General features: G+C 73.0%; 7 protein-coding genes. 4 read left to right on the plus strand and 3 right to left on the minus strand.

Going from position 1 to position 11,719, the window contains the following annotated elements; translation table 11 throughout:
• Positions 1 to 74: 74 nt before the first annotated feature.
• Positions 75 to 4,601 carry an FtsK/SpoIIIE domain-containing protein gene (locus ACFHVL_RS25810; protein WP_416631027.1) on the minus strand — a complete coding sequence of 1,509 codons (4,527 nt, stop codon included), beginning with the start codon at positions 4,599 to 4,601 and terminating at the stop codon, positions 75 to 77.
• Positions 4,601 to 5,866: a hypothetical protein gene (locus ACFHVL_RS25815; RefSeq protein WP_416631028.1), complete on the minus strand. Its 1,266-nt coding sequence runs from the start codon at positions 5,864 to 5,866 to the stop codon at positions 4,601 to 4,603. The genes ACFHVL_RS25810 and ACFHVL_RS25815 overlap by 1 nt, the downstream gene beginning before the upstream one ends.
• 173 nt (positions 5,867 to 6,039) lie before the next feature.
• On the opposite strand from ACFHVL_RS25815, the gene ACFHVL_RS25820 reads away from it, so the two are divergent.
• Entirely contained in the window at positions 6,040 to 6,198 is a 159-nt protein-coding gene (locus ACFHVL_RS25820) for a hypothetical protein (protein ID WP_416631029.1), read from the plus strand.
• A 25-nt stretch (positions 6,199 to 6,223) separates the two neighbouring features.
• Here the strand turns inward: ACFHVL_RS25820 and ACFHVL_RS25825 are convergent, their stop codons facing one another.
• Positions 6,224 to 6,946 carry a hypothetical protein gene (locus ACFHVL_RS25825; RefSeq protein ID WP_416631030.1) on the minus strand — a complete coding sequence of 241 codons (723 nt, stop codon included), beginning with the start codon at positions 6,944 to 6,946 and terminating at the stop codon, positions 6,224 to 6,226.
• A gap of 229 nt (positions 6,947 to 7,175) precedes the next feature.
• On the opposite strand from ACFHVL_RS25825, the gene ACFHVL_RS25830 reads away from it, so the two are divergent.
• From ACFHVL_RS25830 to ACFHVL_RS25840, 3 genes are all read left to right on the plus strand, one after another.
• Positions 7,176 to 7,613: a LysM peptidoglycan-binding domain-containing protein gene (locus ACFHVL_RS25830; RefSeq protein WP_416631031.1), complete on the plus strand. Its 438-nt coding sequence runs from the start codon at positions 7,176 to 7,178 to the stop codon at positions 7,611 to 7,613.
• On the plus strand, positions 7,610 to 8,749 hold the full coding sequence (locus tag ACFHVL_RS25835) for a S8 family serine peptidase (RefSeq protein ID WP_416631032.1): 1,140 nt from the start codon (positions 7,610 to 7,612) through the stop codon (positions 8,747 to 8,749). The genes ACFHVL_RS25830 and ACFHVL_RS25835 overlap by 4 nt, the downstream gene beginning before the upstream one ends.
• 142 nt (positions 8,750 to 8,891) lie before the next feature.
• Positions 8,892 to 11,369 carry a hypothetical protein gene (locus ACFHVL_RS25840; RefSeq protein WP_416631033.1) on the plus strand — a complete coding sequence of 826 codons (2,478 nt, stop codon included), beginning with the start codon at positions 8,892 to 8,894 and terminating at the stop codon, positions 11,367 to 11,369.
• Positions 11,370 to 11,719 lie beyond the last annotated feature (350 nt).

Genomic DNA, 11,719 nt, shown 5'->3' on the forward strand with positions numbered 1-11,719 from the left:
GCCCGCAGGCCCGGCTGCCGATATCGGCAGCCGGGCCTGCGCTGGCCAGCCCGGCTGCGGTTCGCCGGTCGTGGTCAGCGCAGCACGGTGTGCGGGATCGTCACCGTGCTCAGCGCGCCAGTCGCCGGGTCCGGAACATGGCCGCGACCCGGTCGACTGCCCGAACGCAGCAGCCCTGGAGGCACCCGGGCACCCACCAGGTCACCCTCGATCGCTGACTGCGGCGCCAGCAGGACGCCCTGGCGCGACCGCCGGGCCTCGGCGATCCAGCCGCCCAACGACTGGGTGAGGGTCTCGGCCGTTCCCGCGTAGGCCAGGCCGAGCGCCCGGTCCCGGCCGGTGCCCACCACCTGGCGCAGTACCGCCTCCACCGGGTTGGCGAAGCCCAACAGGTCGACGTCGTCGACCAGTACCACCAACGGGCCGCCCAGTTCCTCCACCGCGGCGCTGACCTGCGTCGGGTCCGGTGCGGGCCCCTCGATCGCCCGCACCCGGCCGTGTGCCGCCAGCCGGCGCAACAACGACTCGCGGGGCGTCAGGATCACCAGCGCGGTACCCCCGGCCAGCAGCGACACCGCGAGCGTGGCCAAGGTGTTGCTGCGGCCCGAACCGGGCGGGCCGGCGACCAGGAACGTCGCCTGCCGGCCGGTGAAGTCCACATAGCTCGGCTCGGCGGCATCGCCGCCGATTCCGAGCAGCGCGTGCAGCGGACGCCGCTGCTCGTCCGGGACCTGTGCGAACGCCTCGGCGAAGGTGACCGCAGCGGGCAGTCCGGCCACCGGGAACGGCCGGCGGTGCGCCGGCACCCCGCTGTCACGGGCGGTGGCCTTGGCGGCGATCCGACGTATCGCCTCGACCTGCGCCGGGCCGGACGGATCCGGGTCCAGCAGGGCGATCTGGATCTCCGCCTGGTCCGTGGATTGCCAGCCGCGCCCAGGTGGCACCACCTCCGGCACCCGACGGTGGTTGACGCCGATCGCCGAGTAGTCGGTCCGGTCGGTCATCCGCAGCATGATCCGGTGGTCGTTCAGGTTGGCCACCCGTCCGGTCAACAGCGATCGTTCCGAGGACATCACGAGGTGCAGCCCGGCGGCCGGTCCCTCCCGCAGCAGGCCGAGGAACTGGTCCAGCAGCCGTCCGCCGTCGTGGTCGTTGAGGACAGCGGCCAGCGAGTCCCAGCCGTCCACCAGCAGCATCAGGTGCGCCGGCCGCCGCGCCAGCGGCAGCACCGCCCGCAACTCGTCGAGTCCGGCGCACGAATGCTGGGCCAGCAACTCGTGTCGGCGGGCCAGCTCGCCCTGCAGCCGATCAAACAGGCGTTCCAGGCGCTCCAGGTCCGCCCGGGGCACCACCGCGCCGCAGTGCGGAAGCTCCGACAGCACCATCAGCGACCCGCCGGCCGCGTCGACGGCGTACAGGTGCAGGTCGGCGGTGGACAGCGACCGGGCCAGCGACGCGGTCAGCGTGCGCAGCAGCTGCGACCGGCCCGAACGGGAGGCACCCAACACGTAGAGATGTCCGAGCGCGGCGAGGTCGCAGGCCAGCACCGGCTGGCGCTGCTGCTGTGGCAGGTCGGCCAGCGCGTACGGCACCGGCGGCAGACCGGGACCGGTACGCGACTGCGGGAGGGCGAGGTCGTCCAGCAGCACGACCGGCGGCAGCGGCGGCAGCCACGGGCTCGGCTGCTGCTCGCAGCCCACCTCCCGGGCGGCGGCTTCGAGCGCGTCGACCAGCACGTCCAGGTCGGTGGCGGCCAACGCGTCCGGCGCGGTGCCGTCACGTGTCGGCTCCACCGGCGGCGGCAGCGCCCGGCCGAGCCGTGACCAGGGCAACTCCGTGCGGTGCACCGGCGCTGTCGGCAGGGACTGCGGCGCGTCCGGGTCGGCACCCTGGTACACCGCGCCGACGTACCCGGTCTGAAAGGGCAGGGTGGAGCGGTGGGCGAGTCGGGCCAGCGCCCGGCCCGGGGTGGCCACCGGGATCATCGCGGCGTCCGGCACGTCGATGACATCCGTACTCTCCATCGGGTCGGTGACCCGCAGCGCGACGCGCAGGTTGGTGTTGGCGCGGATGTCGGTGGTGACCACGCCGGCCGGGCGTTGGGTGGCCAGGATCAGATGGATTCCCAGCGACCGGCCCCGCTGGGCGATGCCGACCAGCCCGGGGACGAAGTCCGGAACCTCCCGGACGAGCGTGGCGAACTCGTCGATGACCAGCACCAGCCGGGGAACCGCCGGCAACGAAGGATCGCGGCCACGCATGGTCCGGTACTGGACGAGGTCCTTGACGGCGACTCCGGCCAGGATCTCCTCACGGCGGCGCAACTCGGCGCCGAGCGACTCCAGGGCCCGGACCACCAACGCGCTGTCCAGGTCGGTGACCAGGCCGAGGGTGTGTGGCAGCCGCACACAACTGTGAAACGCGCTACCGCCCTTGTAGTCGACCAGGACGAAGGTCAACTCGTCCGGGCGGTTCGCCGCGGCCAAGGAGACCACCATGGACTGCAACAGCTCGGACTTGCCGGCACCGGTGGTCCCGGCGATCAACGCGTGCGGCCCGTCGCGGACCAGGTCGAGCGCGACCGTTCCGTCGAAGCCACTACCGATCACGAAACTCGTGGACGCGGGTTGCCGCGACCAGCGGGCGGCCAGATCGACGCTGTCCGGCGGGTCGGCGTCCAGCAGGTCCAGCAGCCGGCTGCGGTCGGGCAACCCGGCCGTCTCGTCCGGAGTGACATCCCGCAGCGGGGCTATCGCCCGCGCCACCCGCTCGCACCACTGCGCCGTGACGACGTCCGGACGTACTCCGGTTGCCTCGGGAACGCCTGTCTGTCGTACCGTCAGCCCGTCGGCGTCCGCGCGCAGCACGGCGGTGCACTCCTCCGGCAGCAGCCGTTCCTCAGCGTCGATACAGAGCGCGAAGACCCGCACTGCCGGCCCGTCGGTGAGCAGCTGCACCATGCCGGGCACGTCGCGCAGCCGTCGCGCGCCGTCGACGACCAGCACCACGTCGGGTTCGCTGAACAGGACCTGGCCGAGCTGCGAACCCCGGGCCTTGGTCCGCGCGGCGACCAGCGACACCAGCTCACCCACCCGGTTCGCCACGGTCTCCGGGTCGTTGCCGACCAGCGTGTAGGGCCGGGCGGTCGGGACACCCTCCTCGGTCGGCCGGGTGTGCGGCAGCCAGCGCACCCAGCTCCACCGATCCTCCCCAGCCGGTTCGGTCAACACGTGAATCCGCAGGTCACGCGGGCTGTGTAGGGCTGCGGCCTGGAGGACGAGCCAGCGTGCCGTCGCGTACGTCGTCTCCGCCGCGCCGGCCAGGCCGACCACCCTGCGGTCGACCAGATCCACGGTGACCGGAACGTCCGGCACGATCCAGCGCAGCTGCCGGTCGGGTTCGGCGCGGGCCGGGTCCTCCACGTCGATCAGCGACGGCTGGTCCATCGTGCCGACCCGCAGCACAAGGTGGTCGGGGTCGCGGCGGCGTCGTTCCCACAGCCGTCGGCCGGGGCCGACGGCTGTGTACAGAACGGTCGCCGGGTCGGGCGACGCCTCGCACCGGGCCGACCGTTCCTCGGCGACCGCCGCCGTCAGGTCCCGCATGATCCGGCCGCGCTTGCGGAGGTACTCGGCGAGATCCCTGCGGTAGCGCTTGCGGCCGCCGCGTCGGTCGGTGTACCAGTTCGCCAATGCCAGGACCGGGCTGAGCGCCATGATCAGCAGGAAGAAGTACGACCGGAAGAGGAAGACGAACGCCAGGCCCATCACCATCGGGGCGAGGATCATCAGTAGCGGGATCGGGCGGCTGTTCGGCCTGCTCGGCGGGCTGGGCAGCCGTCGCCGGGCAAAGAGCAACGGCGGCACGATCCGTGGCGGCCGGTTGAAGTCCAGCATCGGCACGTCCACGGCCGGGGTCACCGCGGCATCCGGTGCCGGGCGCTGGACCAGCCGCAGCAGGCTGCCGCCCACCGCCAGGTCCACCCCGGGCGACCAGCGGCGAGATCCGTCAAGTCTTCGTCCTGAGCCGTCGGGCTCGTCCGCGTGGTCCCGCCCTTGCCCGGACCGCAGGTCCGCCGCGCGCTGCTTTGGACGGCTCGGGTACCCGGGCGCGGGCGTCGGCTCGGTCGGGACCGGGGGTTGCGGCACGGCCAGCCGTACCTCGGCGCCACCGGTGGTCACCCAGGCGCGACCCTGTTCGTCGATGGTGAGTCGGGCGGCGTGTGCGGGCACTGCGCTGCCGCCCGGATCGATCGCCGCACCCGGTACCGAGCCGATGTCGTGGCAGCCCAGGCCGACCGGCCAGATCTGCCCGGCACCCGGTCCGCCGACGCCGTGCACCTCCAACCAGTGGGTTCGGCGGTCACCCGGCAGGTACCGCACGCCGCCGCCGGGTGCCGGCGCACCGTTGCCCAGCCGGATCCCGGCGACCAGTCCGGCCCGGCTCGCCGTCCAGGCCGGATCCAGCCGCGCCCCGTCGAGGTACCAGTCGCCTGGGGAACCGTCCTGCTCGGTGAGGGCACCCACCGGCGTGTCCGGGTCGATGTCCAGTGCGACGTCCCGGCCGGCTCCGCCGGAGACGACGGTCAGCAGCAGGCGCATCATCGGCCTCCGGTTCGGCCGGCGGACTCGGTGCCGGAGTAGGCCGTCGGCCGCTGCCCGTCGTGCGCCTGCTCGATCAGGTCGTCGTTGGCGGTGGGCGGAGCCGGCGGATCGGGTGGTGGATGAGCGGTCGGCGGCGTGGCCGGTGACGGCCGGTCGGGTGGCCGGGCGCGGTCGGGCACGGCCGGCTCCGCTGGCCCAGCGGAGGTGCCGATGGCCGCGGACCCGGATGACTCCTCCTCGGCCCAGTCGGGTGCGGTGGGCGCGGTCCGGCGGCTGGGCCGCAGGCACCGGGCGAGAGGTGCGGAGTCCACGTCGAGCAGCAGCTCCGGCGCGGTCACCCGACCGGCCAGGTCGACCCGCAACCGCCAGCGTGATCCGGGCAAATAGCCGGCGACCAGGACCAACAGCCCTGAGTCATCGGCGACGAGCCTGGCAAGCCGTGCTGTGGTCTGTGGATCGGGCCGCTGGCAGACCAGGACGGTACGCCCGTTGGGCGCCAGCCGGGTCGCGAGCGCCGTCAGGGCCTCGGACAGCGGCATCCGCTCGGCACCGTCCGCCCCGAGTCCGTAGCCGGGCTCCGCCGCGACGATCAGGCGGTGCACACCATGCCCGCCGGTGAGGGCCGCCAGCTGGACGACCAGCGCGGACACCAGCCGCTGCACCGGTGTCGGGGCACCGTGGACCGACACGACCCCGGGGCAGCGGGCAAGATCCAGCAGGACCATCCTCCTGGTCTGCACCCCTACGGCGATCGGCAGTGGGTCGTCGGTGCCCGGCCAGGGCACCGGGGGCAGCGGGTTTCGGGCCCGCCAGTGGCGGGGCCCGGTGACCTGCCACGGGGATTCCGCCGCTGGCGGCGGCGCGTCCGTTGCCGCGCCAGCGAGCCGCACGCTGAGTTCCGCCCGGCCGAGCAGCACCAGGTACGGCCAGAAGTCCTCCCGGTCGGCCAACGCCGATCGGGCCGACACGATCCCGGCTCTGGCCGCCGGCACCGGCCCCGGGCCGGCGAAGCACTCGGCGACCACTCGCATCCCGCGTCGAAGCCGGATGAAGCCGACGATCGGCGTCGCCAGGTCCCGGGCGGCACCGACGACGCCGTGCCGGAGGCGGCGTCCGGTGCCACGCAGACCGTACCGGCGGTCGAACCACCGCAGCACCACCACCAGCAGGATCAACAGCTCCAGCGCGGTGAGTACGGTCAGCAGCGTTTGTCGATTGGTGTCCAGGAAGCGGCCGAGCTCGCTGAAGGACGGCGCGTTCAACCGTGTTCCTCCTCCGCCCGTAGCGGCCCGTGTACGGCGCGACCGTGCCTTGATGCTAATCGTGGACAACGGCCGGTGGTGGTGCCAGAACTTCGCGCGGGAGGGGTGAATCTGCAGCTCAACGCGGTCGGTGAGGTCCGAGCACCCGGCCGGCTCGAGCAGGTGAACTCTTGATGACGACTCGGGTCCGGCGGCCCTGCCCACGCCTGCGTCAGCTAGGCCCGCCGGTCACCGAGGGCCCGGACTTCGTCAGCCGGTACGGGTCGGCGACCGTCACCTCATGGGCCAGGGCATCGGCGACGACCCTCGCGGTACCGCAGAGCACCGCGTAGCGGCCCGCGTTCCCCGACCGGTTGCTCAGCTGAGGACGATCCGGTCGATGTCGGGAGAGTACCCGGAGAACCGCAGCGTGTTTCGGCCCGCCGGCAGGTATGCCTCGAACGTGAAGGTCGCCGGTGTCTCCCAGCCACCGGAGCTGGCCACCGGATGCACCGTGACCGGCCCGCCGTTGACCTGCACCGCGGCCTTCCGGTTGCCATCGGATTCGTAACGGACCGTCACGGTACGGGTGCCGGCCGCCGGCAGGGTGGCGTACACCTCCAGGTAGTTCTCGTCGCTGATGTACCGGACCCGGGCTCCGCCGTCGCAGGTCGCGCAGTCGACCACTCCGGCACCGCCGCCCAGCAGATTGTCTGACGCCTCCGCCTCGACGCTGACGGCGGTGAATCCGGGCGCGGCCGGGGTGGATGCCGGCGTGGTGGACTGGGCCGGCTCGGTTGGCCGGGCCGCTGGCGTGAGCGGCGGCGGTGTACCCGTTGCCGGCAGCGGACTGGGCTGATCGGATCGCGGGGTCGACGGTGGCGACGGTGGCTCGAGGCTTGGCGCGGGCCATTCCGGAAGAGGGGCGGCCGGTGCCAGCTGTGCTTCGCCGTACGCCACGGTGGAGTCGGCCCTGGACGGTTGTTCGGGTCCGACAAACTGGATCAGCACCAGGGCCACGGCGAGCGGCGTCGCGGCCCACAGCAGGATCAGCGGCCGGCTGCGGCCTGACCTCCCGGGTGACTCGTCGTCCGGATCCATCCGCCACAGCCTATCCGAGGCGATCGGGCATGGCCTCGTTGGCGGAGCGGGATCGGCAGGTCGTGCCAGGTATCCTCGAGCGAGTCCGGCTGTCTGCGGCCGGCGTGCAGCCGCAAGGCGCTGGAGCGGTCCGGGGGGCGACACCGTGCTGACCACCAGAGTGCCAGGCTTCGTGCTCGGGGCGGCCCTGCTACTGACGCCCGGCTCAGCGTCGGGAGCAACGCAGGGAATGCCTGATCTGGTGGCGGCACCGGCCAGTGCCGGCCCGGTGAAGTACTACATCGTCGGCCCGCCCGTGAACAGCCAGCCGGAGTACCTGTTCGCTATCGCAGCCGCAACGCTGGGTGATGGCAATCGACTTCAGGAGATATTCGACCTGAACCAGGGACGACAGCAACCGTACGGCGACACGCTGGTCGACCCCACGCGGATCGAGCCGGGCTGGGTGCTCCTGCTGCCGCCGGACGCCTCCGGCCCCGGCGTGGTGGTCGGCGAGCCCCCCGCCGTCGCCGCACCGACGGCGGCCGCCGCCGCGCCGCAGCCAACCGGCCGTGAGCCGATGTCGGTCTCATCCGACCTGCTGCGGCTGGTCAGCGCGGTGCTGCTGATCGCGGTGGTCGGCCTCGTCGGCGCGGCGTCACTGTTGCTGTGGCGGGGCGCGAGGTGACGCCGACCGCAGCCGCTGGCCGCACCATGGCGGCGGTGGCCGGCAGATGGTCGGCCGGATTGATGGCAGCGGCGGTGGCCGGTGTGGTGATCGCACCGGCACCGGCGGTGGCTGCGCCGGTCCCGGCGCGGGCCGCGCCGGTGGCGGACTGCCCGGCACCGGTGAACCAGATCGTGGCCGAGACGTCGTGGGCGCAGCTGCGGTTGGCACCCGATCTGGCCTGGCCGACCGGTCGCGGCCGGGGAATCGCCATCGGCGTGATCGGTTCGGGTATCGACGCGGCCGCACCGGCGCTGGCCGGTCAGGTCGCCGCCGGTGCCGACATCGTTTCTGGTGAGGGCTTCGCCAACACCGATTGTCTGGGCAAGGGCACGGAGATGGCCGGGGTTGCCGTGGCCCGGTCCAGGCCAGGCAGCGGCCTGGTGGGCATCGCACCTGACGCGACCGTCGTTCCGATCCGGATCGACGAGGTCGACGGCCGCCGGCGTTCCGCCCAGCTCGCCCTCGGTCTGCAGGTAGCGGTCTCCGCCGGCGCCAGTGTGGTGATGCTCGCCGGGCAGGTCGACCTCACCGACGCCGACGTGGCCGCGGCCGTTCGTGCGGCGACCGCCCGTGACGTGGTCGTCGTGGTAGCCGCAGATCAGCTCGTCGGCGACGGCCGGATGCCCGGCCTGCTTCGGGTCGGTGCGGTCGACGCCGCGAACCGGCTGGTGGGCGACTACCAACCCGACACAGTCGACGTCCTGGCACCGGGCGCGGCGGTCGTCACGCTCAGCGCGAACGGTTCCGGCGAGGTGGTCCGGACCGGTTCGCACCTCGCGGTCGCGTTCGTGGCCGGGCTGGCCGCGCTCATCCGCTCGGCGGCGGCCGGACTGCCGGCGATCGCCGCCGCCGAGCAGATCAAGCGGACGGCCGACCGGGTCGGCGGAGTCCCGCCCGATCCGCTCACCGGTTGGGGCCTGATCGACCCGGCCGAGGCCGTGCAGGTGCAACAGGACGTGGTCGACCCAGGCGTCCAGCCTGGGCCGGCCGGCGCTGCCCGGATCGACTGGAACATCACCCTTGCCGGCCTGGCCCTGGTAGGTGTGCTGCTGGCCGGCTGGCAGTGGCGTGCGGCGGTCCGTCGATCCGGCTGATGCCGGTTGCCCCCAGCAAGGGTTATCCCGTAGAAATGTGCGTCGTTCGGGGCCGGGTCCGCCGCCCGCGGCCGATGCGGCAATCTGGTACGCGGCGAGGGGAGGCAGTTCGGGCCTCGTGGAACCTGGAGGTCTGGTGGGGATGGCGCTGCCGCGGTGGCTCAGCCGGCGACGGCTGCCCGGTGGCGCGGGCGCGCCGCCGGCACGCACCCTCTACCCACAGTGGTACGGCAACGTCGCCGTGGTGTCGCATGCCGAAGACCCGCCGGCGCTGCTCTGGCAGCTGCTGCGGGAAGCCGCCGCCGTCATCGGTCGCGACGTCCTGATCCTCGTCACCGGCAGGGCGCTGGCGCACCCCATGGGTGGTGCCGCGCTCCGCGGTGCGGTCGAACACGCGACCCAGGCGTTGGGTGCCCGGAGGGTCTGGGTGGCCGCCGATGGTCTCGGCCGCCCGCAGGATGCCTACGCCAGCTGGCTGCTGCGGTTGGCCACTCACGTCGGGGCCGAGCTGCTGGCCCCGGACGGGCCGATTCACCTCACCCCGGACGGCACCCGGTACGTCGCCAGCGGCACCGGTGCCTCCGGTTGGCGATCGTTCCGGTTCGGCGCCGACCCTCGGGTGGTCGCCAACCGGTATCCGTTACCGCCGTGGGAGGTGGCGTTGCCGGACCGCCCGGTGGGACTGCCGGGCCTGGTCGCCGACCCGATTCCTGCCGGTGTGCTGCTACGGGCCAGCAGCGTGGCGGCGGTCGACCGTTCGGACCCGGCCTTCGAGGTCCCGGTGGATCCACGGGGGCCGGCACTGGTACTCCGGCACGTGGGTGAGCCGCCGGTCGAGCCGGTCGACCTTGCCGCGATCTTCGCCGGACTGCCGCCCCGGACGACGGTCCGGATCGAGCTCGGCCTGCTCGACCCGGCCTGGGCACCGCCACGGCCACAGTGGCTGGACCGGCTCGCGGTGGCGCTCGACGCGTCACGCGACAGCGGCCGACTCGCTGCCGGGCCGCAGCCGGTCGGCCGTCGCCGGCCTGCCGGGACGCCGCCAGCACTGCTGCGTACCGGCTGGGTGCGGGTCGCCGACCGGCTCTACCGCCACGCGGTCGAGCCCCGGCTGCTGGCGGAGGTCTCAGCGACCGGGATCCTGCTGCGTGCGATGGGGGAGTACCGCCGGGCGGATCTGGCGTTCGTCGATCCGGCCGAGGGTGTGCTGCGGTTCGACGTGGCGGCATCCGAGCCGCTGGTGGCAGCGCTGTGTAGCGCCGTCGCGATGGCACCCGACGATCTTCGGGTGGACCGGGGTCTCGACCATCCCGCTACCGCCCGGCTGGCCGCGTTGCTCGACGGTCGACCCGGCGACGCGTCGGCCGAAGAAACGATCAGCCTGCTGTACGTGGACCAGGCAGCCCCCGCGTCGACGCGCCCGGCTGCCGGGGCACCACGGCTGACCGTACCGTTGCCGGCCCGGGTGGTGGTGCCGGCGTCTCCACAGTCCGCGCCTGCGCGGGCGGTGGACGCGGCGTCCGGACCCTCGTCGCTGCCTGCCGCGCCTGCGCCTGCCGCGCCTGCGCCGGTCCCGCAGCCGCTGCCCGCCCCGCCGGCCCAGGGCCCGCTCGGCCATCCGCCCGTGATCACCAGCTCCGGGCCGGACCTGGAGCTGCCCAGCGACGACCACCCGGACGACATTCCATCTACGGTGGATGAGCTGCCGTCGGTCGCGGTGCCGCTTCCGGCGACATCCGGCGGTGAGCCCGCACCGGCGTCGCAGCCCACCACCGGGGCGGTCGACCGCTACACACTGGCAGCCGGGACCGCGGTGCCGGATCGCGACAGCACGCTGGCCGAGCAGCGTGAGTTCACCGCGGCCCTCGGACCCGCGTACACAGACTCGATCACCACGGTGAACGCCGCACTGGCCGCGTGGCCGGCGCTGCGCCAGGACATCTCGGCAAAGGCCAAGATCGACCTGGTGGCGGTACGTGTCTACTTCGGGCGGTCCGAGCTGGGCGCGGCCCGGCTCAATGCCGGGCTGCGGGTCGGGCAGCAGCCGGAGCTGTCCAGCTACCTGTCGTGTCTGGTGTCCGGATTGCGCCGGTTGCCGCCGTGCCGGCGGGCGATGCTCTGCCAGGGCCGGCTAGCGGTGCCGGCACAGCAGCTCTACGCGGAGGGAACGACACTGGTCGAGCCAGGGTTCCGCAGCGTCAGCGGTGCCGGCCTGGCAGTCGAGGGCGCTGACGTCGACTACCTGGTCTGGTCCCGTACCGCCCGGCAGGCGGGCGCGCTGGCCGAGCGGCAGGAGCTGGACGAGGCAGTCTTTCTGGCCGGCGCCCGGTTCAAGGTCCTCGCCGTGCGTCAAGGCAGCCCGCCGCCGTCCGAGGACATCGCAGTCCCGACGACCGCTGTGCTGCTGCGGGAGGTGCTACCAGGCGAGCCGGACTCCTCGGACCTGGGCGAGGCGGATCGGACGGCGTTGAGTCGGCTCGAGCGCGCCCTGCGCCGTCGATGGTCCGTCGCACCGCAGGCTCTGACGGATGAAGAGGCGATCGACCGACTGGCCGGGCCGCCGCTCGGCTATGTGGAACACGACACGGCGAGCGCTGTACCGAGCTCCGCGCACCTTTGATCCGTCCGACGCCGGGCGCTGATCGGCGGCCTTGGGTGCCAAGGGATTTCCCTGTACGCACGAGGCCGACCGCCCGGTCCAGTCGTCGCTGTCCCCCCGAAAGGCATGCTGAGCGTGCCGTTCGACGGGTCAGGGGGGTGGCGAGCAATGGTGGACGATCCCCAGGCCTGGCTGCCGACAATCGGCGATGTGTCCCGATTCGTGGCGCAGAGGAGCCGTCCAGGTACCCGAACGGATTGTTTCGGTGGTGTGTCCTATGGAATCCAGTAGGTGACGCACCTTGGATGTCCAGATTCCGTCGTGGCTGAATCATATTTTGGAGTTCTTCGTCGGTCAGCGGTGGCCGGTCG

The sequence above is a fragment of the Micromonospora sp. LOL_023 genome, assembly GCF_048060115.1.
In the GTDB taxonomy this organism is placed as follows: domain Bacteria; phylum Actinomycetota; class Actinomycetes; order Mycobacteriales; family Micromonosporaceae; genus Micromonospora_E.